Origin of the sequence: Stenotrophomonas rhizophila, assembly GCF_000661955.1 — a bacterium.
Classification (GTDB): domain Bacteria; phylum Pseudomonadota; class Gammaproteobacteria; order Xanthomonadales; family Xanthomonadaceae; genus Stenotrophomonas; species Stenotrophomonas rhizophila.
In genome coordinates, this window is sequence record NZ_CP007597.1 from 998,538 (window position 1) to 1,022,975 (window position 24,438).

Annotated in this window: 21 protein-coding genes and 1 tRNA gene; 13 read left to right on the plus strand and 9 right to left on the minus strand. The window is 67.5% G+C overall.

Annotated features, from left to right (window positions below; translation table 11 throughout):
• Positions 1-363: 363 nt before the first annotated feature.
• The 6 genes from DX03_RS04210 to DX03_RS04235 all read left to right on the plus strand — a co-directional run bounded on the left by DX03_RS04210 (position 364) and on the right by DX03_RS04235 (position 10,309).
• Positions 364-1,449, plus strand: a complete 1,086-nt coding sequence (locus DX03_RS04210) for an efflux RND transporter periplasmic adaptor subunit (protein ID WP_038686585.1) — start codon at positions 364-366, stop codon at positions 1,447-1,449.
• Entirely contained in the window at positions 1,446-4,571 is a 3,126-nt protein-coding gene (locus DX03_RS04215; RefSeq protein ID WP_038686587.1) for an efflux RND transporter permease subunit, read from the plus strand. Before DX03_RS04210 ends, DX03_RS04215 begins: the two co-directional genes overlap by 4 nt.
• A gap of 317 nt (positions 4,572-4,888) precedes the next feature.
• Positions 4,889-6,406, plus strand: coding sequence for an alanine/glycine:cation symporter family protein (locus DX03_RS04220; RefSeq protein ID WP_038686589.1), 1,518 nt, complete (start codon positions 4,889-4,891; stop codon positions 6,404-6,406).
• Positions 6,399-7,238 (plus strand): TrmH family RNA methyltransferase, encoded by an 840-nt coding sequence (locus DX03_RS04225; protein WP_038686591.1) that lies wholly within the window; start codon positions 6,399-6,401, stop codon positions 7,236-7,238. The genes DX03_RS04220 and DX03_RS04225 overlap by 8 nt, the downstream gene beginning before the upstream one ends.
• Before the next feature lie 625 nt (positions 7,239-7,863).
• The gene (locus tag DX03_RS04230) at positions 7,864-8,799 is read left to right on the plus strand and encodes a hypothetical protein (RefSeq protein ID WP_051598741.1); all 936 of its coding nucleotides are present in this window, start codon (positions 7,864-7,866) and stop codon (positions 8,797-8,799) included.
• A 43-nt stretch (positions 8,800-8,842) separates the two neighbouring features.
• A complete protein-coding gene (locus DX03_RS04235) occupies positions 8,843-10,309 on the plus strand; it encodes an alanine/glycine:cation symporter family protein (RefSeq protein WP_038686593.1) in 1,467 nt (488 codons plus the stop codon).
• 44 nt (positions 10,310-10,353) lie between these two features.
• On the opposite strand, the gene DX03_RS04240 is transcribed toward DX03_RS04235, so the two are convergent.
• The 4 genes from DX03_RS04240 to DX03_RS04255 form a co-directional block, all read right to left on the minus strand.
• Positions 10,354-11,775: a M28 family peptidase gene (locus DX03_RS04240; RefSeq protein ID WP_038686595.1), complete on the minus strand. Its 1,422-nt coding sequence runs from the start codon at positions 11,773-11,775 to the stop codon at positions 10,354-10,356.
• Between the two features lie 245 nt (positions 11,776-12,020).
• Positions 12,021-12,425 (minus strand): large-conductance mechanosensitive channel protein MscL, encoded by a 405-nt coding sequence (mscL, locus tag DX03_RS04245; protein WP_038686597.1) that lies wholly within the window; start codon positions 12,423-12,425, stop codon positions 12,021-12,023.
• Positions 12,426-12,481: 56 nt separating this feature from the next.
• The gene (locus tag DX03_RS04250) at positions 12,482-13,189 is read right to left on the minus strand and encodes a fumarylacetoacetate hydrolase family protein (RefSeq protein ID WP_038686598.1); all 708 of its coding nucleotides are present in this window, start codon (positions 13,187-13,189) and stop codon (positions 12,482-12,484) included.
• Positions 13,190-13,306: 117 nt separating this feature from the next.
• Positions 13,307-13,585 carry a hypothetical protein gene (locus DX03_RS04255; RefSeq protein WP_038686600.1) on the minus strand — a complete coding sequence of 93 codons (279 nt, stop codon included), beginning with the start codon at positions 13,583-13,585 and terminating at the stop codon, positions 13,307-13,309.
• A 177-nt stretch (positions 13,586-13,762) separates the two neighbouring features.
• On the opposite strand from DX03_RS04255, the gene DX03_RS04260 reads away from it, so the two are divergent.
• On the plus strand, positions 13,763-14,110 hold the full coding sequence (locus DX03_RS04260) for a Rieske (2Fe-2S) protein (protein WP_038691887.1): 348 nt from the start codon (positions 13,763-13,765) through the stop codon (positions 14,108-14,110).
• Positions 14,111-14,138: 28 nt separating this feature from the next.
• Here the strand turns inward: DX03_RS04260 and DX03_RS04265 are convergent, their stop codons facing one another.
• The 4 genes from DX03_RS04265 to thiS all read right to left on the minus strand — a co-directional run bounded on the left by DX03_RS04265 (position 14,139) and on the right by thiS (position 17,804).
• The gene (locus DX03_RS04265; protein ID WP_038686602.1) at positions 14,139-15,986 is read right to left on the minus strand and encodes an SLC13 family permease; all 1,848 of its coding nucleotides are present in this window, start codon (positions 15,984-15,986) and stop codon (positions 14,139-14,141) included.
• A 27-nt stretch (positions 15,987-16,013) separates the two neighbouring features.
• Positions 16,014-16,748: a tRNA (guanosine(46)-N7)-methyltransferase TrmB gene (gene trmB, locus DX03_RS04270; RefSeq protein ID WP_038686604.1), complete on the minus strand. Its 735-nt coding sequence runs from the start codon at positions 16,746-16,748 to the stop codon at positions 16,014-16,016.
• The gene (locus tag DX03_RS04275; protein WP_038686606.1) at positions 16,748-17,539 is read right to left on the minus strand and encodes a thiazole synthase; all 792 of its coding nucleotides are present in this window, start codon (positions 17,537-17,539) and stop codon (positions 16,748-16,750) included. The genes trmB and DX03_RS04275 overlap by 1 nt, the downstream gene beginning before the upstream one ends.
• 64 nt (positions 17,540-17,603) lie before the next feature.
• On the minus strand, positions 17,604-17,804 hold the full coding sequence (thiS, locus tag DX03_RS04280) for a sulfur carrier protein ThiS (RefSeq protein WP_038686607.1): 201 nt from the start codon (positions 17,802-17,804) through the stop codon (positions 17,604-17,606).
• 201 nt (positions 17,805-18,005) lie between these two features.
• Here thiS and DX03_RS04285 point away from each other — a divergent pair, with 201 nt between their 5' ends.
• Both DX03_RS04285 and DX03_RS04290 read left to right on the plus strand, forming a co-directional pair.
• A complete protein-coding gene (locus DX03_RS04285; RefSeq protein ID WP_038686609.1) occupies positions 18,006-19,835 on the plus strand; it encodes an autotransporter domain-containing esterase in 1,830 nt (609 codons plus the stop codon).
• A gap of 124 nt (positions 19,836-19,959) precedes the next feature.
• Positions 19,960-20,033, plus strand: a tRNA-Gly gene (locus DX03_RS04290).
• Positions 20,034-20,218: 185 nt separating this feature from the next.
• Here the strand turns inward: DX03_RS04290 and DX03_RS04295 are convergent.
• Entirely contained in the window at positions 20,219-20,956 is a 738-nt protein-coding gene (locus DX03_RS04295) for a hypothetical protein (protein WP_038686610.1), read from the minus strand.
• A gap of 135 nt (positions 20,957-21,091) precedes the next feature.
• Here DX03_RS04295 and DX03_RS04300 point away from each other — a divergent pair, with 135 nt between their 5' ends.
• The 4 genes from DX03_RS04300 to DX03_RS04315 all read left to right on the plus strand — a co-directional run bounded on the left by DX03_RS04300 (position 21,092) and on the right by DX03_RS04315 (position 24,432).
• Complete coding sequence (locus DX03_RS04300; protein WP_038686611.1) at positions 21,092-21,541, plus strand: hypothetical protein; 450 nt, start codon at positions 21,092-21,094, stop codon at positions 21,539-21,541.
• The gene (locus DX03_RS04305) at positions 21,525-22,724 is read left to right on the plus strand and encodes a hypothetical protein (protein WP_051598966.1); all 1,200 of its coding nucleotides are present in this window, start codon (positions 21,525-21,527) and stop codon (positions 22,722-22,724) included. The genes DX03_RS04300 and DX03_RS04305 overlap by 17 nt, the downstream gene beginning before the upstream one ends.
• Positions 22,725-22,825: 101 nt before the next feature.
• Complete coding sequence (gene rimK / locus DX03_RS04310) at positions 22,826-23,719, plus strand: 30S ribosomal protein S6--L-glutamate ligase (RefSeq protein WP_038686616.1); 894 nt, start codon at positions 22,826-22,828, stop codon at positions 23,717-23,719.
• 245 nt (positions 23,720-23,964) lie between these two features.
• The gene (locus tag DX03_RS04315) at positions 23,965-24,432 is read left to right on the plus strand and encodes a hypothetical protein (protein WP_244880180.1); all 468 of its coding nucleotides are present in this window, start codon (positions 23,965-23,967) and stop codon (positions 24,430-24,432) included.
• Positions 24,433-24,438: the final 6 nt, after the last annotated feature.

Here is a 24,438-nt window from a genome sequence, read left to right on the forward strand (position 1 = left end):
CCGTCCGACACGGAACCGCCGCCACGTAGAGCCGGGCGCTGCCCGGCTGCATGCATCACCGCCCGACACGGAGCCGCAGCCACGTAGAGCCGGGCTCTGCCCGGCTGCATGCGTCACCGTCCGATACGGAACCGCAGCCGGGCAGAGCCCGGCTCTACGAGACGCGTCCAGCCGACCAACGGTCGGCTCCACCCGGTGATTGACGTCATCCGACACGCGCCGATACATGCCGTTACACACCCGCACAGGCCAGCACGAAAGGCATTTCGGCTGCCACCGGGCGCCGGTAAACGCTTGGCACATATGCCCGGCCAGCCCCGACCCGTACACTCGGCGGTCGTGGGTTTAACGGGATTTTTCCAAATGTTGGGACGCATCACCGCGCGCATCGCCGCTGGCCTCACCCTGGCCCTGCTGGCCGGGTGCAGCAGCAAGGACGACACCGCGCGCCGGGCGGCAGACGCCGTACCGGTCACTACCCAGGTGGTGCAGACCTCCGTATGGAACGACACGCTGCAGGCCCTGGGCACCGCCAAGGCGCGTGAGTCGGTGACCATCACCGCCAAGGTCAGCGAGATCATCGAGACCGTCCACTTCGACAGCGGCCAGCAGGTCAGCGCCGGCACCCCGTTGGTCACCCTGCGTGGGCAGGCCCAGGAAGCGGCCTTGCTGCAGGCCCAAGCCACGTTTGCCGAGGCCGACCAGCTCTACAAGCGGCAGCGCGAACTGGCCGCCCAGCAGCTGGTCGCCAGCGCCACCCTGGACACCCAGCGCGCCATCCGCGACGCCGCCGAGGCGCGCGTGCGCGAAATGCAGTCGGACATCGGCGACCGTCGCGTGCGCGCACCGTTCGCCGGCGTGCTCGGCATCCGTCAGGTCAGCGCGGGCTCGCTGGTCACCCCCAGCACAAGCATCGCCACCCTGGACGACATCGAACGCATGCACGTCGATTTCCAGGTGCCCGAAGCCGAACTGGCCAGCCTGGGCAACGGCGACAAGGTCACCGCCACCAGCGTGGCGTATCCCGGCCGCAGCTTCGAGGGCGTGGTGGCCACCATCGATACCCGCGTCGACCCGGGCAGCCGCGCGGTCACCGTGCGCGCCGACTTCATCAACGCCGACCACGCCCTGCGCCCGGGCATGCTGCTGGATATCCGCATGTTCCGTCCGGAGCGCCAGGCCCTGGTGATCCCGGAAATCGCCGTGGTCCAGGTCGGCCGCGACTCGTTCGTGTACCGGGTCAAGGCCGACCACAGCGTCGAACGCCTCGATATCACCAGTGGCGCGCGCCGTGCCGGCGTGGTGGAAATCCGCAGCGGGTTGAAGGCCGGCGACCGCATCGTGGTCGACGGGACCGGCAAGCTGCGCCCGGGCCTGAAGGTCGATGACCGCCCGGCGCCGGCGGCTGCCGGCGTGCCCGCCGCCAAGGCCGCGGACCCGGCCGGATGAAACTCTCCAATATTTCCATCCAGCGCCCGGTCTTCGCCGTGGTGATGAGCCTGCTGCTGGTCGTGCTGGGCGTGATGTCGTTCACCCGCCTGACCCTGCGCGAGCTGCCCGCGATCGACCCGCCGATCGTCTCGGTCTCGGTGGATTACACCGGCGCCTCGGCCGCGGTCATCGAAAGCCGCATTACCCAGGTGCTCGAAGATGCCCTGGCCGGCATCGAAGGCATCGACACCATCAACGCGCGCAGCTCCAACGGCCGCGCCCAGGTCAGCATCGAATTCACCTCCAACCGCGATATCGAAGCGGCGGCCAATGACGTGCGCGATGCGGTCAGCCGTGTCGCCGACCGCATGCCCGAAGAAGCGCGGCCGCCGGAAATCGCCAAGGTCGAGAGCGACGCCGACCCGATCATCTGGTTCAACATGACCTCCTCCAGCATGGACACGCTGGAGCTGAGCGACTACGCCGACCGCTACGTGGTCGACCGCTTCTCCAGCCTGGATGGCGTGGCCCAGGTCCGCATCGGCGGGCGCCAGCGCTATGCCATGCGTATCTGGCTGGATCGCGACCAGCTGGCCGCGCGCGGCCTCACCGTGGGCGACGTGGAAACCGCGCTGCGCAACGAGAACGTCGAGCTGCCGGCGGGCCGCATCGAATCGGCCGACCGTGACTTCACCCTGCGCGTGGAGCGCAACTACGTGAAGCCGGAAGACTTCGCCACCATTCCGCTCGGCAAGGGCGCCGATGGCTACGTGGTGCGCATGGGCGACGTGGCCAAGATCGAGCTGGCTTCGTCCGAACGGCGCGCGTACTACCGCAGCAATGGCGAACCGGGCATCGGGCTGGGCATCGTCAAGACCTCCACCGCCAACTCGCTGGACGTGGCCCGCACCGCACGTGCCGAAGCCGAGCGCGTCGGGCAGACCCTGCCCGAAGGCACCCACATCTTCGTCGCCTTCGACAACACCACCTTCATCGAAGCGGCCGTGGACCGCGTCTACGCCACGCTGGTGGAAGCCATGCTGCTGGTGCTGGCGGTGATCTGGCTGTTCCTCGGCAGTTTCCGCGCCGCGCTGATTCCCGCGGTCACCGTGCCGGTGTGCCTGGTGGCGGCGTTCATCGCGTTGTACGCGTTTGGTTTTTCCATCAACCTGCTGACCCTGCTGGCGCTGGTGCTGTGTATCGGCCTGGTGGTTGATGACGCCATCGTGGTGGTGGAAAACGTGCAGCGCCGCATCGACCTGGGCGAGCCGCCGCTGGTGGCCTCCAAGCGCGGCACCGCGCAGGTGGCGTTCGCGGTGATCGCCACCACCGCCGTGCTGGTGGCGGTGTTCCTGCCGGTGGGCTTCCTGGAAGGCAATACCGGTCGCCTGTTCCGCGAGTTGGCCGTGGCGCTGGCCGCCGCCGTGGCGCTGTCGGCGTTCGTCTCGCTCACGCTGACCCCGATGATGGCCTCCAAGCTGCTCAAGCCGCACAGCGGCCAGCCGCCGAAGGGACTGCACGGGGTGATCAACCGCAATCTGGACCGCGTCTCGGCCGCCTACGGGCGGGTGCTCGACGCACACGTCGGGCGCACCTGGATCTACGTGGTGGTGATGCTGCTGTCGCTGCTGGCCAGCGCGTTGCTGCTAAAGCTGCTGCCGTCCGAACTGGCGCCGGCCGAAGACCGCGGTTCGTTCCAGATCATGATCGATGGCCCGGAAGGCGCCGGCTACGACTACACCGTGGGCCAGGTGCAGGAAGTGGAGAAGGTGGTGGCCGGGTTTGTCGGCGACGACAAGCCGATCGTGCGCGCCAACCCGCGCGTGCCCGGCGGCTTCGGTGCCAGCGAAGAAATGCATACCGGCCGCATCAGCGTGTTCCTGCAGCCATGGCGCGAGCGCCAGGCCGCCACGCCGGACGTGGCCGCCGACCTGCAGAAGCACCTGGATGGCATACGCGGCGTGCGCGTGCGCACCCAGGTCGGTGGCGGGCTGGTGCGCAGCCAGGGCCAGCCGTTCCAGATCGTGCTGGGCGGGCCGGAGTACGCCGAAATCGCGCAGTGGCGCGATCGCATGCTGGCACGCATGGCCGACAACCCGGGCCTGGTCGGCCCGGATTCGGACTACAAGGAAACCCGGCCGCAGATGCGGGTCAACATCGACCGCCAGCGCGCCGCCGACCTGGGCGTGTCGGTCACCGCGATCGGCAGCGCGCTGGAAACCATGATGGGCTCGCGCCGGGTCACCACCTTCGTCGACAACGGCGAGGAATACGACGTACTGGTGCAGGCTGGCCGCGATGGCCGCGCCACCCCGGCCGACCTGGCCGCCATCCGCGTGCGTGCCAGCGGCGGCGAACTGGTGCCGTTGTCCAACCTGGTCACGCTCAGCGAAGTGGCCGAGGCGGGCAACCTCAACCGCTTCAACCGGCTGCGCTCGATCACCATCACCGCCGGGCTGGCCCCGGGCTACCCGCTGGGCGAGGCGATCGCGTGGGCCCAGCAGACCGCCCGCGAGGAACTGCCGCAGCACGCGCAGCTGGACTGGAAGGGGGAATCGCGCGAATACCAGAACGCCGGTAGTGCGGTGCTGCTGACCTTCGCCATGGCATTGCTGGTGGTGTACCTGGTGCTGGCCGCGCAGTTCGAGAGCTTCATCCACCCGCTGGTGATCATGCTGACCGTGCCGCTGGGCGTGCTCGGCGCGCTGCTGGGCCTGTATGTCAGTGGCGGCAGCATCAACCTGTTCAGCCAGATCGGCATCGTGATGCTGGTCGGGCTGGCGGCCAAGAACGGCATCCTGATCGTGGAGTTCGCCAACCAGCTGCGCGACGAAGGCCGCGACGTGCACCGGGCCATCGTCGAGTCGTCGATGGTGCGCCTCCGCCCGATCCTGATGACCTCCATTGCCACGGTGGTCGGCGCGATCCCGCTGGTGGTCGCCGGCGGCCCGGGCTCGGCCAGCCGCGGCACCATCGGCATCGTGGTGATCTTCGGCGTCACCGTGTCCACCTTCCTGTCCCTGTTCGTGGTGCCGGCGTTCTATTCGCTGCTGGCCCCGTACACGCGTTCGCCCGAAGCGGTGGCCCGTGAGCTGGAGAAGCAGGAGGCGGAGACCCCGTCGGTGGGCGGGCACGCCTGACCGGGGCAGATGAATACGTAGCTGCCGTGTAGAGCCGGGCTTTTTCCCGGCTGCTCTGCCGATAAGAGGCCGCGTAGAGCCGGGCTCTGCCCGGCTGCTCTGCTCCGCGCGGCCAAAAAGCATCAAGCAGCCGGGCAGAGCCCGGCTCTACGGCGCTGGCGTGTGATTGCCCGGGCGCGTGGCGACGCGTTCACCCGCCCCACGCCGCCGCCCCCCACGCACCCGGCGCTACCCGTGGCGGCCGTGATGGTGGAGAATCGACCCGGTCCCCTCCAGCCGACGGGACGTCCTTTTTTTCCGCCGACTGGAGAGAGCGCGTGGAAGCAACCGTACATTTCATCAACAGCATCATCTGGAGCAAGGCGCTGATCGCCGTGTGCCTGGGCGCTGGCCTGTTCTTCAGCGTCCGCACCCGGTTCATGCAGATCCGCGGCTTCTTCGAGATGTGCCGCCTTACGGTGAAGGGCGAGAAGTCCGATGCCGGCGTGTCCTCCTTCCAGGCCCTGGCCATGTCGATGGCCGGCCGCATGGGCATCGGCAACATCGCCGGCGTGGCCACCGCCATCGCTTTCGGCGGTCCCGGCGCGATCTTCTGGATGTGGGTCATGGGCTTCGTCGGCGCCTCCACCTCGTACGTGGAATGCACCCTGGCCCAGATCTACAAGACCAAGGACGCCGAAGGCCGCTACCGCGGCGGCCCGGCGTACTACATCGAAAAAGCGATGGGCATGAAGTGGTACGCCCTGGCCTTCGCCGTGGCCACCATCATCGCCGCGGGCTTCCTGATGCCGGGCGTGCAGGCCAATGCCATCGCCGACAGCATCATCAACGCCTGCCGTGGCGGCGCCCTGTGCGGCCCGCTGGATGGCCAATTCATGGGCCTGGCCGACGTCCAGGCACTGAAGCTGGGTATCGGCGTCGTGGTGGCGCTGCTGCTGGGCGTGGTCATCTTCGGCGGCGTCAAGCGCATCGCCAACTTCGCCGAAGTGGTGGTGCCGTTCATGGCCGCCGCGTTCATCCTGATGGCCATCGTCATCATGATCATCAACTACGACCGCGTGCCGGAAATGTTCGGCATCATCTTCGACAGCGCCTTCGGCACCCACGCCGCGTTCGGCGCGATGATGGGCCTGGCGGTGGAGTGGGGCATCAAGCGCGGCATCTATGCCAATGAAGCCGGCCAGGGCTCGGGCCCGCACGCCGCGGCTGCGTCGGAGGTCTCGCACCCGGCCAAGCAGGGCTACGTGCAGGCCTTCGCGATCTATTTCGACACCATGATGGTGTGCACCGCCACCGCCTTCCTGATCCTGGCCAGCGGCACTTACAACGTGTACTCGCCGGTGGCCGGTGCCGAGCCGATCTTCCAGGGCCTGGCCGGTATCCCGGAAGGCGCGGGCTACGCGCAGGCCGGTGTGGAAGCGGTGTTGCCGGGCTGGGGCGCCTCGTTCGTGTCGGTGGCGATCTTCTTCTTCGCCTTCACCACGATCATGGCCTATTACTACATGGCCGAAACCAACCTCAGCTACATCAACCAGAACCGCAAGCGCCCGCTCACCGTGCTGGTGCTGCGCCTGGGCATCATCGGCATGGTGGTGTTCGGTGCGTTCCACAACGCCACCCTGGCGTGGGCGCTGGGCGACATCGGCGTGGGCCTGATGGCCTGGTTGAACATCATCGCCATCCTGATCGTGCAGAAGCCGGCGATGCTGGCGCTGCGCGATTACGAACGACAGAAGAAGCTCGGCCTGGATCCGACCTTCGACCCCGATGCATTGGGCATCAAGAACGCCGATTTCTGGCGTCAACGCAAGCTGGAGTTGTCCCGTAGTGAATGATCCCTGGAAGAATGCCCGCCGCCCGTCTTCGCGGCCGCCGCGGGCCACCCCGCTGCCCCCGCGCGAGGGCGGCACGCCGCCACCGCCGGGGCGGGGCAATGACGAGCTGCGCCTGTATGGCTGGAACGCCGTGCAGGCCCTGTTCGACAAGCGCCCACAGGCGCTGCGCAAGCTGTACCTGGCCGAATCGCTGATCCCGCGCCTGCAGCCGATGCTGAAGTGGTGCGTGTCCAACCGGGTGGGCTACCGCGTGGTGGAAGAGGGCGACCTCAACAAGCTGGCCGCTACCACCCACCATGAAGGGGTGGTGGCCGACGTGCTGCGCGCGCCGATGCTGGAGCTGGGCGAGTGGCTGGGCACGCTGCCGGCCGGCACGCCGGCGCTGGCGCTGTGGCTGGATGGCGTGGGCAACCCGCACAATTTCGGCGCGATCCTGCGCTCGGCGGCGCATTTCGGCGTGGCCGGCCTGCTGCTGCCACCGGGGTCCACGCTGGCGTTGTCCGGCGCGGCCGCGCGCGTAGCCGAAGGCGGCGCCGAATCGGTGCCGCTGGTGCGGCTGCCGGCAGTGCCGCAGGCGATGCAGCAGCTGCGCGACGCCGGCTTTGGCCTGGCCGCGACGCTGGTGGACGGCGGCGACAACCTGTTCGCCAGCGATGTGCCGGCGCGCCTGGTGTACGTGATGGGCGCCGAAGGCGAGGGCATGGACCGTGAGCTGGCGCAGGACTGCGACGCGCAGGTGTCCATTCCGGGTACCGGCGCGGTGGAGAGCCTCAACGTGGCATCGGCGACAGCGGTGCTGTTGTCGCACTGGTACGGACGCCAGGTCCGCTGAACAGGTGATGTTTTTCGGGTAGCGCGCGTGCGCGCTTGCCCAACGCGGTGTGATCGGTGTCACTGATGGCGTAGTGACTACAGCCGATTCGGATTTTTCGCATAGTGCGCTGGCCTTGAGCTGCGTCACAGTGCTCGGCGGTGCTGTGTTGGGTAGGTGAGGAGAGACACCCACCCAGCGCGGCGCCGTTGTCCGGATCGCAGAATGTCTGTGACGCTCACCGCGTGGGGTGTGACGAGTCCCGGTAGCCCGGTCGTTTTTCGACCGGGCTTTTTTATGCGTCATCGATGGGTAGAGCCACCCCACGGGTGGCTGCACGCAGCGCGGGAACACCCGCTCTCTACGCTTCCGTCATTGCCCCACGCAATGAACACCATGGTTGCGATCGCCGGCCAAGAACGCAGAACAACACCATCGCACGTGATGCGAAATGGCGTGCGTGCGGCCCCGCACAGATCGGCAAAAACAAGGGTTCTGCACATTGTTGCCGCCCGACGCGCTGTGCAGATTGGCGCAGCGGTGTGCTTGAGCACCGCCTTCTTTCCAGTCTCACGGGAGTCTTGGCATGACCTTGTCCGCGTTGTCGTTTCATCGTGTCGCCGCACTAGCGCTGGCGGCTGTTTCCATGGGGCTTGTCGCTCCGCACGCCGCCGCGCAGGCGCGCAGCCTGGACGGGGTGAACTTCACCGGTCCGCTGGTGACTGCCAACCCGGCCGGGGTGGCGCGCGGCCACTGGTACATCGAGCCGTACCTGGTCCGCGTCGACAGTGATGCCGGTTACGACACCACCGGTCGCCGCCAGCGCAGCAGCGACAGCGGCGCCTGGCTCACCGTCGTGCCCATCGCCTATGGCATGGGCGAGCGCGTGACCGCGCAGGTCAATCTCAGCGCGGCACGTGCCGACGCGGCCGGCGCGCGCAGCGGTGCAGTGCGTGCCGGTGACACCACCGCGCGGCTGCAGTACCTGTTGCAGGCGCCCAGCGCCGACGGCACGCGCCCGGCCATTTCGGTGGCGCTGCTGCAGCGCTTTGCCACCGGCAGCTACGACCGCATCGGTGGCAATCCACTCAACGCCCAGGGCGATGGCGTGCAGCGCACCACCTTTGCACTGGGCGTGCAGCAGGTGCTGTGGATGCCCAATGACCGCCCGCTGCGCTGGCGTGGCCAGCTCAGCGCCAGCCCGGCACCGGCGCGCGTGGCGCTGCACGACAGCAGCGTGTACGGCACCGATCCCGGCTTCCGCGGCAGCATCGCGCGGGGCTCGCTGCTGGGTCTCTCGTTGGGGGCCGAATACAGCTTCAACGCCCGCTGGGTGGCTGCGCTGGACCTCACCGCCAGCCGCGAAAGCGACCAGCACATCACCGGTTATGCCCCGGGCAGCGAGGGCCTGCGCAGCGTCAACCAGCGCCGGCCTTCCAGCAGCAGCGTCAGCCTTGCGCCGGCCATCGAGTACCACTTCAGTCCCTCGCTGGGGCTGATCGCCGGCGTCGAGTTCAGCGTGGGCGGCCGCAACAGCGGTGCGTTCGTCAGCCCGCAGATCGCACTCGGGATGTACTTCTGATGCGCGCGCCCTCGACCCGCCGTCCTGTCCCCGGGAGCCGCCCATGACCATTGAATCCATCGTTGCCCGCCTGCTCGACCTGGTCTGGAGCCCAGCGCTGGTGGGGCTGTGCCTGCTGGCCGGCCTGTACTTCAGCGTGCGCACCCGCTTCATCCAGCTGCGTGCATTGCCGGACATGCTGCGCCTGTTGTTCAGTTCCAGCAGTTCGGCCTCCGGGGTGTCCTCGTTCCAGGCACTGAGCCTGTCGCTGTCCAGCCGCGTCGGCGTCGGCAACATCGCCGGCGTGGCGATGGCCATCGCCTACGGCGGTCCCGGCGCGATCTTCTGGATGTGGTGCGTGGCCTTCCTGGGTGCCAGCAGCGCGTTCATCGAATCGACCCTGGCGCAGATCTACAAGGAGCGCGATGCCAACGGGCAGTACCGCGGCGGCCCGGCGTACTACATCGAACGCGCGCTGGGCCAGCGCTGGTATGCCGTGGCCTTCGCGATCAGCGCGGTGATTGGCTGCGGACTGTTCCTGCCGGGCACCCAGTCCAATGCGATCGCCAGTGCGCTCGACGGCGCCTGGGGCGTTCCCGCCAGTGCATCGGCGGCCGGCATGGTGGTCGTGATCGGGTTGGTGATTTTCGGCGGCGTACGCCGTATCGCCAGCGTGACGCAGGTGGTGGTGCCGATCATGGCGATCGGCTATCTGCTGGTGGCCGCAGTGGTGATGGCGCTCAACGTGGATGCGCTGCCGGGCATGGCGCGGCTGATCGTCGACAGCGCGTTCGGTACCGATGCCGCTTTTGGCGCGATGATCGGCACCGCCATCCAGTGGGGCGTGCGCCGCGGGGTGATGTCCAATGAAGCCGGCATGGGCAGTGGCGCGCATCCGGCTGCGGCCGCCGAGGTCTCGCATCCGGTCAAGCAGGGCCTGGTGCAGGCATTCTCGGTCTACATCGACACCCTGGTGGTGTGCAGCGCCACCGCATTCCTGGTGTTGTCCACCGGCGCTTACAACGTGTACGACCCGGCGGCGGCAAGCCATGCCGGCATGCTGGTGGCGAACGTACCGGGGCTGGCCGCCGGACCGCACTTCGTGCAGCACGCGGTCGAGTCGGCGTTGCCCGGATTCGGCACGGCCTTCATCGCGTTGGCGATTCTGCCGTTCGCCTTCAGCACCATCCTGGCGCTGTATTACAACGCCGAAACCAACGTGGTGTACCTGTGCCGCAACCAGCACCGCCCGTGGGTGCTGCGGCTGTTCCAGGTGGCGTTCCTGGGCGTGGCCACGTGGTCGGCGGTCAATACCGCAACGGTGGCGTGGTCGTTGGGCGACATCGGCGTCGGCCTGATGAGCTGGTTGAACATCATCGCGCTGCTGCTGTTGCAGAAGCCGGCACTGGCCGCATTGCGGGACTACGAGAAAAGCCGGCGTGCCGGCATCGACCCGGTGTTCAACCCGCAGGTGGCCGGCGTTGCCCGGGCCGAGTTGTGGAACGAGATCGCCGCGCGCGGCGGCAAATGAGCAGGGCAGGGACCGTGGCGATGCGCCACGGTCCCTGAGGACCGTCATTCGTTGGGCGGCGTGGTCGGCTTGGCTTCGCTGCCGAAGCTGCCGTCGGCCTCGGCAGCCAAGTAGGCAAACACGGTGTAAGCGGCCACGTTCTGTGCCAGCGCGGCCGGGTCGATCTTGTCCAGGGTGTCGTCGGCGGTGTGGTGCAGGTGGAAGTAGTCGCTGCCGTCCTGCGCCAACCACGCCCAGGCGCCGCCCTTGGCGGCCAGCGGGCCCACGTCCGGGCCGGGGCCGCCCTTGTCGGCGGCGTACTCGATGCCGAGTGGCTTGAGCACGTCGGCAATCTGGCGGGTGGCATCGCGCGAGCCCTGCGGGTTCGGCGAGCCGGTGTTGAAGGCGTAGATGCGGCCGGCGCCGAAGTCGCTCTCGGCGGCCAGCTGGTGCAGCACCACGTCCTTGGCATGGGCCTCGGCATACGCCTTGCCGCCGTACAGACCCTGTTCCTCGTTGGCGAACGCCACCACGCGGATGGTGCGCTTCGGGGCCTGCTTGAGCTGGCCGATCAGGTGGCCCGCGGCCATGGTGATGCCCACGCCGGCGCCATCGTCCACGGCACCGGTGCCCAGGTCCCAGGAATCGAGGTGACCGCCGATGACAACGACTTCCTTGGGCAGGCTGCGCCCGGTGATTTCGCCGATGACGTTGTACGAGGTGGCCTTGCCGTCCCACCCGCAATCCAGGCTCAGCTTCAGCGTGGTGCTGCCAAGCGCGACCAGGCGGGCGAGCTGGTTGGCATCGGGTACCGACAAGGCCGCGGCCGGTACCGGCGTCAGGCCGTCATCGAAACGGGTGATGCCGGTGTGCGGCACGCGGTGCGAATCGGTACCGGCCGAGCGCATCACAAAGCCCACCGCACCCTTGCGGATCGCCTCGGACGGGCCCTTGCTGCGCACCGCGCCACCGTTGCCGTAGTCACGACCGTCGCGGTAGGCGGTCATCTGGTAGTCGACGAAGGCGATCTTGCCCTTCAGGGAACCTTCCGGTGCCGCCTGCAGCGCGGCCAGGTCGGCAAAGCGCACCACCTCGGCCTCGACCGTGCCGCCCGGGCTGCCGCCCAGCGCGGTGATGGTCAGCGGCTGGGCGTGCTTGCCGATCACCTGGGCGTGTTCACTGCGGCGTTCCCACTTGGGGAAGGTCACCGGCTCGGTCCAGACCTTGTCAAAACCCAGTGCCTTGAACTTGGCCACGGCCCAGGCCACGGCGCGGGCATCGGCCTCGCCACCGGCGATGCGCGGGCCGATCTCGGTGGTGAGCGACTCGACCACCTTCCAGCCGGTGTCGTCCTTGAGGGCCTGCTCGCGCAGTTCGGCGGCGGTGGCCAGCGACTTGGGCGCCAGCGTGGTGGGGCCGGTCGCCGCGAACGCCGGGGCGGCCAACAGTGCGAGGGAGGATGCGATGGCAAGGACGCGGCGACGCATGGACAGCTCCGGAAAGCAGGACAGAAGCGTCCGAGCTTAGCAGCCTGCCCGGCCCGCACATGGGTGGGAGGTCATGGTTGCGCGGACGCTGTTTTCCATACGCGAAAACCCCGCCGGGGCGAGGTTTCGCATGTGCATCGGCAACCGCCAGAACCACCGGGTAGTGCCGGCCGCTGGCCGGCTCTGCAGACATCCAGCATCGCCTGGAGCCGGCCGGCGGCCGGCACTACCGGGATACTGATGCTTCAGCGCTTGAGGTTGTCGCGGATTTCGCGCAGCAGCAGCACTTCTTCAGCCGGGGCGGCCGGCGCGGCTTCCTTCTTGCGGGCCAGACGGTTGATCACCTTGACCACCAGGAAGATCGCAAACGCCACGATCACAAACTGCACCAGCGTGTTGAGGAAGTCACCGTAGCCGATCACCACCGCCGGGATTTCCTTGCCATCCGGTCCCAGCCGCGCGGGGGCAAGGGTCCAGGCAAGCTGCGAAAAATCCACCCGGCCGATCAGCCAGCCCAGCGGCGGCATGATGATCTTGTCCACCAGTGCGGTGACGATCTTGCCGAACGCCGCACCGATCACGACACCGACCGCCAGGTCGATGACGTTGCCACGCATGGCAAATTCCTTGAACTCGGTAAACATTCCCATCGGGCTCTCCTGTGGCAGGGGTAATCAAATGACGGCGCAGCGTAACGCAGCAGGTGTCATCCGGCGATGATGCCGTGGCGCTCTGCCACATTCTCCAGACGCGCGCTGAAACGGTCGCCGGGCTGCAGTGCCGCCACGCCGGCCGGGGTACCCATGAAGACCAGGTCGCCGGCCTTCAACGCCCACAGCTTGGACAGCTCGTGCAGGATCTCCGGCACGTTCCAGATCATCTGGTCCAGCAGCGATTGCTGGCGCACTTCGCCGTTGATTTCCAGCGACAGATTGAGCGCGGCCAGGTCGCCCACTTCACCGGCCGGCACCAGTTCGCTGATCGGCGCGGAATGATCGAAGCCCTTGGCCGGGTCCCACGGGTGGCCCTTGGCCTTGGCCGCCGCCTGCAGGTCGCGGCGGGTCAGGTCCAGCCCGACACCGTAGCCGAACACCAGCGCCTCGGCCTGGTCCACCGGCAGCTCGCCGGCGGGCGCGTCGCGACCGATCGCCACCACCAGCTCCACTTCGTGGTGCAGGTCGTGGGTGGCAGGCGGGTAGGGGATCACATCGTCATGCCCGACCACGATCGCATCGGCGGGCTTGCTGAAGAACATCGGGCGGCCGCGGTCATCGGCTGCCGGAACGGCGGCGCCCATCTCGCGTGCGTGGTCGGCGAAATTGCGCCCAACACAGTAGATGCGGCGCACCGGGAACGTGCCGCCACCGGCCACCGGAATGCGCGGCTGCTCGGGTGTGGGAATTACATCGGTCATGCTCGCGTCCTGTCACGTTGGGTCACAGGCAGTCTAGAACGAGCGCGCGCGACGTGCCACGCCAAACGTGGCCGAATGCGGGACGGACAAAGGGCCGCGCGACGGCGCGGCAACCCCTCAACGCGACAGCGGCAATGCCTGCTTGCGAACCACGCGGTACTCGGCGTCCACCGCCTGCGGGTCGCTCGGGCGCGTGCCCTGCTTGCGCTGGGCAAGCAGCTTCCACGCAACGCCGGCGATGATCATCGCCGCCCCCACGAACACCCCCACGAACACCAGCGCGGCCAGGATAGCCAAGCCCAACAGACCCACCGCGACGCGCACCAGCGGATGGCGCGGCTTGCGCGGCGCGAACAGGGTGCGGAACGTGTTGAACTGGAAGTAGCGCTTGTACATGGCGTTTCTTTTGGCTGAAGTCAGCGAGCCATCAGTATCCGGGGTGGCCTCTGCCATTGAGTGAAAAACTCGTTAAACGTACCGTGCGTTCATTTCAAATCAATGACTTGTGTTCATCGCCGGGCCAGCCACGTGACGGCGTGAGAGAATGCCGCCCCGTTGAATCCGCGTGCCGACATGTCTGTTTCCGATACCGCCGCCGTTCCCCTGATGGCCCTGGACGCCATTGCCGACGCAGGCTTTGCCGAGGTCGAGGTCACCCTGGACGGCGACAGCGAGTCGCTGGTCATGTACCGCCATGGTGACGACGTGCGCGGGTGGTTGAACATCTGCCCGCATGCCGGGCGACGGTTGGACTGGGCACCGGGACAGTTCCTGAAAAGCCGTGAAGGCCATCTGGTGTGCGCCGCGCACGGCGCGTCGTTCTCGCTTGACGATGGCAGCTGCGTGGCCGGCCCGTGCAAGGGCGACCGCCTGCGCGCGGTACCGCTGCAGGTGCGCGACGGCCAGGTGTGGCTCGGATAGGTAGCGACCGTGGGTCGCTACGCTTTCCTCAGAACATCAGGTTGATCATCGCCACCACCACGATGGTGTAGATCAACGACAGGGGCGCACCGACGCGCCATAGCTCGCGCGGGGTGTAGTTGGCCGGCCCGGTGATCATCGAGATCACCGGATTGGACGCGGTCATCAGGTTGTTGGACGCCGACAACGCCACGATCAACGCGAACGCCGTGGGGTTGCCGCCGGCGGCCAGCGCCAGGTTGACCGCGATGGGCACCATCACGATGGTCGCGCCCACGTGGCTGATGGTCAGCGAGAACACCGTGGTCAACAGCGCCAGCGCGATCTCCAGTACCCACACCGGAATGCCGGTGGGCAGGCGGTCGATGGTGTGCCCGGCCACCCACGCCGCCGCGCCGCTGCTGTCCATGGCCCAACCCAGCGGAATCAGGCCGGCCATCATGAAGATGGTCTTCCAGTTGATCGAGGCATACGCCTCGTCCATGCGCAGCACGCCGGTGAGCAGCATGCCGGCCACGCCGGTCATCAGGGTCAGCGCCACCGGCAGCTTGGAGGTCAGCGCGATCAGGATGGTGATGGCGAAGATGCTCATCGCGATCTTGAACTTGTGCGGGCGCTGCTCGCCTTTGGGGTAGTCGGTGACCACCACGAAATCGCGGCTCTTGGCGGCTTGGGCCAGGTCGGTCCAGATGCTGTGGAAGACCAGCATGTCGCCGGCGCGCAGGGCCACGTTGCGCACGTCTTCGCGGATCACCTGCTTGTCGCGGTTGATCGCCAGCAGGCTGATCCCGCGCTGCTTGCGCAGGCGCAGTTCCGAGGCGGTCTTGCCGATCACGTCCGAGGTGGGTGGGATCACGGCCTCGGAAATACCGGCGCGGCTGGGGTTGAACAGGTCGCCCAGGTGCTTCAGCCGCGAGGACATGCGCAGGAACTGGTTCTGCGCGAAGTCGTTGACCTGCGCGCGGGCGCCCATGACCCCCAGCACGCTGCCCACCCAGATGCGCATCTCCGCCGGCGGTGCCAGCCGGGTGTCATTGCCGGTCTTGAGCGCCAGCAGCAGCGGCGCGTCGTGCACGTTCTCCGCTTCGCCCAGGGTCATGCCCACCAGCGGGCTCTCGGCGCTGACCACCAGCTCGAACACGTCGCCTTCGATGCCGTAGGTCTTGGCGAAGTAGCTCTCGGTGCGCGCCGGGGTGACCCCGTCGTTGGCCAAGGTTTCCTCTTCGACCAGCTTGCGGTCGCCGAAGTAGCGGAAATACAGCAGCGAGGCAACCAGCAGCGCCACGCCGATCGGCAGCGGCGCGAACATGCGCAACGGTTCGATGGTGGCCAGGCCCGAGGGCAGGTTGTTGTTGGCCGACGCCAGCAGATCGTTGAGCAGGATCAGCGGCGAATTGCCCACCATGGTCAGCGCGCCGCCCATCACGATCGCCGCGGCGATCGGCAGCAGCAGGCGCTGCAGGGTCAGTCCGGTGCGTGCGGCCAGCCGCGAGGCCACCGGCAGGTACAGCGCCATCACCGATGGGTTCTGCATGAACGAGGAGTTCAAGCCGGCAATGGCGGTGGTCATCATCAGCAGGCGGGTTTCCACCCCGTGCCCGCGTCGCAGCAGCCAGGCGGCCAGCCGGTTCAACGCCCCGGTGCGGTCCAGGCCCGCACCGAGGATGGTGGTGGCGATGATGCTCATCACCGCGTTACCGGAGAAGCCGCCGAAGATTTCCTCCGGCGCGATCAAGCCGGTGACACCCAGGACCACCAGCACCACCAGCGCCACCACGTCGGCGCGGATGCGCTCGAACAGGAACATCGCCATCGTGAAGCCGACCAGCCCGAGCACGAGCTTCATATCGGTGGTCAGCGTCAGCGCGGTATCCATGGGGTGGCGCGGTTCCTTGGGCGGGGATCAGGTGCGGTCGTACAACAGGTCCCACACGCCATGGCCCAGCTTCTGGCCACGGGTTTCGAAGTGGGTCTGCGGGCGCCATTCGGGACGGTCCACCTGGCCGCGCGGACCGGCGCGGTTGGTCAGCCCGTCCGTGGCGTCCAGCACCTCCCACATCTGCTCGGCGTAGTCTTCCCAGTCGGTGGCGCAGTGCAGGCGGCCGCCGCTGCGCAGCTTGCGCACCAGCAGTGCAGCGAACCCCGGCTGGATCAGGCGACGCTTGTTGTGGCGCTTCTTGTGCCACGGGTCCGGGAAATAGATGCGCACTTCGTCGAGCACGCCATCGGCGATTTCCTTTTCCAGCACCTCCACCGCGTCGTGGTGGTACAGGCGCACGTGGTCGGCGTTGTCGTCGGCCAGCGCGTTGAGCAGACGGCCCACGCCGGGGGCGTGCACTTCCAGGCCGATGTAGTCGCGGCTGGGGTCCTGCTGGGCGGCAAAGCGCAGCGCGGCGCCGTTGCCGAAGCCGATTTCCAGCACCTTGCGCGCATCGCGGCCGAAGGTGGCGTCCAGGTCGCGCGGCTCGCCGGTGAAGTCCAGGCCGAAGCGCGGCCAGCGGTCGTCGAACGCACGCTGCTGGGCGGGGGTGAAGCGGCCCTGGCGCAGCACGAAGCTGCGTACCTCGCGGCGGCCTTCGGTAATGGTGAACGGCTTGGCGGGGGCCTTGGCGCCGGCGCTGTCGAAGGGATTGGTCATCAGATCAGCCCGTCCACCGGCGAGGAGGCAGTGGCGTAGCGCTTGCGCGGAATACGCCCGGCCAGGAACGCCTCGCGCCCGGCCTCGACCGCCTTGCGCATCGCGCTGGCCATCAGCACCGGGTTGCGGGCGCCGGCAATGGCGGTGTTCATCAGCACACCGTCGCAGCCCAGCTCCATCGCGATGGCCGCGTCCGAGGCGGTGCCCACGCCGGCGTCGACGATGATCGGCACCTTGGCGTCTTCGACGATCTGCAGCAGGTTGTACTTGTTCTGGATGCCCAGGCCCGAGCCGATCGGCGCAGCCAGCGGCATCACCGCGGCGCAGCCGATCTCTTCCAGGCGCTTGGCCAGGATCGGATCGTCGGAGGTGTAGACCATGACCGCGAAGCCATCCTTGACCAGCTGTTCGGCGGCCTTGAGGGTCTGCACCACGTCCGGGTACAGGGTCTTCTGGTCGCCCAGCACTTCCAGCTTGGTCAGGTTGTGGCCATCCAGCAGCTCGCGGGCCAGGCGGCAGGTGCGCACGGCGTCTTCGGCGGTGTAGCAGCCGGCGGTGTTGGGCAGGATGGTGTAGCGGTCCGGCGGCAGCACGTCGAGCAGGTTCGGCTCGCCCGGGTTCTGCCCGATGTTGGTGCGGCGGATCGCCACGGTCACGATCTGGGCACCGGCGGCATCGGTGGCGATGCGGGTTTCTTCCAGGTCCTTGAACTTGCCGGTGCCGGTCAACAGCCGGGAACCGTAAGTCTTGCCGGCGATCACCAGCGCGTCGTTGGGGGCGTGTGGATTCATGGCGCGAATTATCGCCTATCGCGCGTCACGATGCTGCGCCCGTGCACGCGCGCTCCAAACACGGTCAACCGCCGCCCAGTGCGTGCACGATCTCGACCACGTCGCCGTCCCGCAGGGCGTGGCTGGCATGCCGGCTGCGGGTGACGATCTCGCCGTTGACCTCCACCGCCACCCGGCGCTCAAGCAGCTGCTCGGTGTGCAGCAGGTCGTGGACGGTGGCGCTTTGCGGAAGCTGGCGGGTGTCGCCATTGAGGACGATGTTCATGACGCCATTGTCCCTAATTGTGGCCGGGGTGCGTACCCTTGCCGGCCGCCTGCCGGGCGGCGGACGTTGCTGTGGCGGGTTTTCCCGGCTCCGGGGCGATTTCATGCCGCGACGCAGCGTGAATTGCCCGGGGCGCGGTGAAACCATTGCCACCGTGCGCCGGCGTACGTCCGGCTGTTCCCCCACTTCAAGGAGCTTTACATGCTGCTCAGCAAGCGCCCCCTGCGTTCCCTGATGGCCGTGGCCATCGCCATGGCCGCCCTGCCGGCCATGGCCCAGTCGCCGTATACCAAGACTGTGGTATTTGGCGACAGCCTGAGCGACGCCGGCTACTTCCGCCCGCTGCTGCCGGCCAGCGCGAACCCGATCATCGGCCAGTTCACCACCAACCCCGGTTGGATCTGGTCCGAGTACGTGGCCGACTATTACGGCACCAACGGCGGCGCGCACGGCAACGGCCAGGGCGGTGACAACTACGCCATCGGCGGCGCCCGCGTCGGTGTGGATACCAGCCAGGTGCTGGTGCCGGGCACCCCGGCAGTGCCGGTGTACTCGCTCAAGACCCAGATGAACCAGTACCTGGCTGCCAATGGCGGCAAGGCCGACCCGAACGCGCTGTACACCGTGTGGGGCGGCGCCAATGACCTGTTCGCCATCCAGCGCGGCGCGCCGCTGGCCGCCACCCTGGGCGCGGCGGTGACCGATCAGGTCGGCATCGTCGGCACCCTGAAGGCGGCCGGTGCCCAGTACGTGGTGGTGCCCACCATTCCCGACATCGGCCTGACCCCGGACGCGCGTGCGGCTGGCCCGGTTGGCATGGCGGGCGGCACCGCATTGGCCAAGGCCTACAACGACGCGCTGTTCGGTGGCCTGAAAGCGGCCGGCCTGCAGGTAATTCCGGTGGACACCTTCCACATCCTGCAGGAAATCGTCGCCAGCCCGTCCACCTACGGCTTCGTCAATGTCACCGACAAGGCCTGCCTCACCGCGACCTCGCTGACCTGCAGCCCGGCCGCCTATGCGACCCCGGACGCCTACAAGACCTACGTGTTCGCCGACGGCGTGCACCCGTCCTCGGCCACGCATGAAATGCTGGGCCAGTACACCCTGTCGATCCTGGAAGCCCCGCGCAACCAGCAGATCCTCACCCACTCGGCGCAGACCATCGGTCGTTCGCGCGCCGACCAGGTCAGCTGGCATCTGGACGGCCGTCCGGCCGACGGCCTGAGCTGGTGGGGCAACCTGCGCGGCGACATGCAGCGCTACGCGCATGCCGATCTGTACGACGGCATGGCCCCGGCCGGCCTGTTCGGCGTGGATTGGGCGCGTGACGGCATGGTGGTCGGCGGCTTCGCCGGCTATGGCCGCATGGACGCCGACTTTGGCAACAGCAAGGGCGACTTCACCCAGTCCGATACCTCTCTGGGTCTGTTCGCCGGCTGGTATGGCGAGCGCGTGTGGGTCAACGGCCAGGTCAGCTACAGCTGGCTGGACTATGACGTCACCCGCAAGGTCCAGCTGGGCCCGGCGACCCGTATCCATGAAGGCTCGCCGGAAGGCAGCAACCTGACCGCCGCGTTGAACGCCGGGTATGAGTTCGGCGCTGAGGGCGGCTTCCGCCATGGCCCGGTGGCCGCGGTGATCTGGCAGAAGGTCAAGCTGGACGGTTACACCGAAAGCAACCCGAGCGCCACCGCGCTGGGCTATGGCGACCAGGATGTCGATTCCACCGTCGGCCGCATCGGCTGGCAGGCCCGTTTCGACGGCGGCAGCGTCAAGCCGTACGTGCAGGTCACCTACGACCACGAGTTCGAAGACGGCAAGCAGGCCAGCGCGTGGCTGCAGTCGATGCCGGACGTGGGCATGTACAAGGTGCCGGGCCTGGAGTTCGACAAGAACTACGCCACCGCTGTGCTGGGTGCGCGCCTGAACCTGTGGGGCCTGAACAGCAACGTGGGCATGAGCACCACCACGCTGCAGAAGCGTGCCCGCGACGTGTCGCTGTTCGCCAGCTTCAGCGGCAGCTTCTGATCCACCGCGCGCAACGCCCCGCACGGGGCGTTGCCGGCGGCTGGCGAAAGCCAGCCACAACGGGCGGCCCAGTGCCGCCCGTTGCGTTTTTACCGCCCCGCCGCATAAACTTGCCCGGCGCAACGCGGGTGTAGCTCAATGGTAGAGCTGTAGCTTCCCAAGCTACTGACGAGGGTTCGATTCCCTTCACCCGCTCCATCACCGGCTTCCGCCGCAGCCCGCGGCGCTCTGCAAGCCGTTGAACGAAGCGCATTCCCCTCTTTCTGCCTGCGCACCGCCATCGCGTCTTTCGCGTGCGGCATCCGCACAGGGCGCCAGATCCGGGCACTTCCAACGACATCGCTTGGGAGCCATCGGCACGCGTTGGCCGCTGCCATCCCCACTTACTCGCGCATGGCCTCGAACACGAAGGGATCGTCGTGGTCGGGGAAGCGCAGCCGGTATCGCGCGATGCGCGTGATGCCGTCAGACAGCAGGTAGTCCACCTGCAGACCTTCCGGATCGGTTTCCATCCCGGCGCCCAGGTAGCTGTTGCTCGGATAGCTGAACCCCTGGTGCGGCGCTTCGCGAACCGCGGCACAGGTGCCGAACAGTGGGGGCAGCACGTAGAGTTGCTTCTCATGCAGCAGCACGACCTTGGTATAGCGGTCGCCCTTGCCGCTGCTGACCTGGCGGATGTCCAGGCACACCGAGCTGCCGCGGTGCCACAGCGTCATGACCGCGACGTTCTCGGCAGCGATCGGCGCGTTGTCATTCCACGGTGCGGGCGCGAGGTTGATCGCACGGCTCAGGGGCCAGCGCTGCGTGCCCACCACCAACGCCTCGCCGTCGAACGCCACCTCGGGTACGCCGGCAGGGGCTGTCATGGCCAGGTCGCCCGGCCCGCTCCAGAGCGTCTGGTCGAAGCGTCGTAGCGCCTGGCCCATCGAGGTCACCCAGACGCAGTTGCGAGGCGCGTCTGTGCAGGGCATTGCCATGTCAGTCCCCGATCCCTGGAACAGGCTGCCGCCCAGTGAGCGGTAGAAATCCCCGTAGTTGGTGAAGGAACCCGGTGCAGCCTGTGTCGTCGCCGACAGGAGAAGGCTCAGCAGGGCAATGCCGGCGGGAATGATCCGTTTCATGGGAAATCCATTGGAGAGTGCAGGCCTGCGCGGCGTCGACACGATTCACCGTGCATCGGCGGGTGAGGATGACGGGATCGTGGCACGGGGCCGCCGTCATACTATCCGCTTGCCCGATCTGAAAAAGGAACGTTCATGATCCGTCGCAGTGTCGACCGCACAGCGTCTCGACTGCGGTATCTGCTGGTGCCCGCCTTCACCGCAATGGTCGCGCCCGCGTGGGCGGTGCTGCCGCCGTTGGAGCAGTTTCCGGCCGAGCCCGGCGTACAGGCGACGGTGTCGACGCGCACCACCTTGCCCGATGGCACGCGTCGCGTGGAAGGGCGTGTGCCTGGCTACAAAACGTACCGGATCGAGGCCGACTGCACCCGGGGCAGCGTCGCGATGTACCAGTTGGAGAAGGGGCAGTGGGACCTGCGATATGCCGCACGGCGACGCGGAGAAGGTTGGGAGCGCAGCACCATCGACGGACCGGTAGCGCGCATTCCGGCAGGAACCAACCTCGACTGGCTGGCCACCGCGCAGTACGACAGTGTCTGCACCCCAAAGGTGCGGATGGATGCGCCGCATGTCCCGCGGGAGTAAGCGCGCCGTGTCGCCCTCGCCGGGACCCGCCGACCGTACGGCGTTGCGTCGCTACACCCGCTGGTTGCCCATTGGGGTGCTGGTGGCGGTGTGCATCGCCTGGTGGTCGCCATTGGGCGTGATTGCGGCATTGGCCGCCTCTATTGCCGTACAAAGCGTGCTGGAGCGCTTCGACCTGGCCGGCGACGTGCTGCCGGTCGGTGGCGCGACACTGCACTCGACGCCGTTGTCGCCCTTCGCCCGCCAGCCCCCCACCGGCGATGTGACCTTGGGCTGGGCCGAGCTGGGCATGGGTGGCCCCGCGTACTGCACCCAGATGTTGCGCGACGGTGCGATCGTGGGTGACATCGCCTGCGAAGGCGGAAATGCGCGAAGCAGCACGTGGACCGACCTGGCAGGAACGCCGCTGCGCCTCACGTTGGCCTACGTTGACCGCAGTGGGGCGGTGCTTGGGTATGACGCGCAGCGCAAGGTCCTGCTTCACTTCAATGCGGTCCCCCATGTGTTCTGGCAGATGCTCGGCGAACGGCGCCAGGCTGACGGGGACGCCGCCGCGGCGGCGTGGGTGCTGCGCCAGCCGCATGTGGCCACTGCGCTGGTTGCGTACCACGGCCTTTGGCTGGCGCCTGATGACCCGGCATTGGCCAGCCCGATGCATGCGCAGCTGCGTCACCGCCTGCCCGATGGTCGCGAGCTCAGCGCAGGCCTGCTGTTGCCCGACGACCTGCGGCTGACCGCACACCCGGAGCTGTTCACGCGCACGCAGCCGTACGCGCTGGCCCTGGACGGCGTTGACAGCGGGCGCCACGTCTGCGATCTGGACAACGTCATTGCCAGTCCCGGCGGCCAGTGCATTGTGGTGGCCGGCTCCTGCCTGGACGCCACCCATCGGCCAGTGGAAGGCGTGTGGCTGGTCTACTGGCACGGCCGCTGGCAGGCGGTGGGGCGCCATGTGTTTGCCGGGCAGGGCAAGCAGCGTCGCAGCGCCTGGCTGGAGGTGCTCGCGGCGGGCGACGACGGCCGTCTGGAATTGCAGGCCTATACCGAATGGGCAGACGCCGATGGCTGGCATCGGGAGCCGCTGGTGAACGTTCCCCTGTACGTGGTGGTGGAGTGGCGGCAGACCGCAGTGTCGGTGGGCGGCAGTGGCCTACGCGCGCGGCTGGCGGTGCCCAAGGGCTGACCGGGCATTCATCCGGGGGCATGCATGCGCGGGCGCACACCGTCATCTGGACACGGTAGCCCCGCGCTATGCTGCGCGCTTTCCCGCCCCTTCGCACCGCGATGAAACTCGCCATCCTGTCCCGCAACAGCAAGCTGTACTCCACGCGCCGCCTGGTCGAAGCCGCGCGCACCCGCGGCCACACCGTGCGGGTGCTCGATCCGTTGCGCTGCTACATGCGGATCGCCGCCGACGGCTTCACCATGCATTACAAGGGCCGGCCGATCACCGGGGTGGATGCGGTGATCCCGCGCATCGGGGCCTCGGTCACCCGCTACGGCACCGCGGTGTTGCGCCAGTTCGAGATGATGGGCGCGCGCACGCCCAACCCCTCCGACGCCATCCTGCGGGCCCGCGACAAGCTGCGTGCACACCAGATCCTGGCCTCCAAGGGCATCGACATGCCGGTGACCGTCTTCGGCGACAACCCCGACGACACCGTCGACCTGTTGTCGATGCTCGGCCCGCCGCCGCACGTGGTAAAGCTCAATGAGGGCACCCAGGGCAGGGGGGTGATCCTGACCGAGAAGGCCAGCGCGTCGCGCGGCATTGTCGAGGCACTGCGCGGGTTGTACGCCAACTTCCTGATGCAGGAATTCATCGGCGAGGCCCAGGGCGCCGACCTGCGCTGCCTGGTGGTCGGCGACCAGGTGGTGGGCGCCATGCAGCGCCAGGCCCCGGACGGGGATTTCCGCTCCAACCTGCATGCCGGCGGCAGTGCCCGCGCGGCCAAGGCCAGCCGCGCCGAACAGCAGGTGGCGGTGCGCTCGGCCAAGGCGCTGGGGTTGAGCGTGGCCGGCGTCGACCTGATCCGCTCCAGCCGCGGCCCGCTGGTGCTGGAGGTCAATTCCACGCCCGGGCTGGAGGGCATCGAGGCGATCTGCCAAGCCGACCTGGCCGGCCGCATCATCGATCACGTGGCATCCATGAAAAAGCCTTCCATTTCAAAGGCTTGATTGGTTTTCCGAAACCTTTCGGAGCGCTTAACACCGGTTTAATCGACCCCGGCGTAGGCTTCGACGAACCGCAGCTCTGCCCTCCTCAGCAGGATCGGTAATCGGGAACACACTTCAGGCCCAGGCGGTTTACCGTCTGGGCCTTTTTCCAAGGGCGTCCGCGCCTGCCAAAACTCACTTGCTGAGGGAAACCCGACAGGGATACAGTCGGCGTTCTGTTCAGGCTGACTAAAGGATTGGTTGAAATGAATCGCATGAAGCTCGCCACCGTTGCGTCGCTCCTGTTGCTGGCCTCCGGTGGGGTGCAGGCCGCCAAAGACGAAGTGTTCGCCACCGGCAAACCGCTGGCTGAACAACTCCAGCGCATCGATGTCGATATGAACGATGGCAAGACGTACTCTGAACTCAAGCTTGAAGATCGCAGTCGCGTTCGTGAAGCACTGGGGCGTATGCGTATCACCCTGGAACGCTTCCCGCAGGAGGCGTCCATTCCCGCCGCTGCCAAGACCGATCTGTTCAACGACCAGCAGATCGTGAACACGGTTTTGACACAGGCGCGCGAGGATAGCCGTCTAATATGTCGGCGTGAGAAGGCAACCGGCTCCAATTTCGCGGTTACCCAGTGTTTGACTCTCGCCCAGCGTGAGCGCATGAAGAACGATGCGCAGCTGCAGATGAACAAGGCGCAGCGCGTTGGCAATTTCTCCAACTAGAGGTCA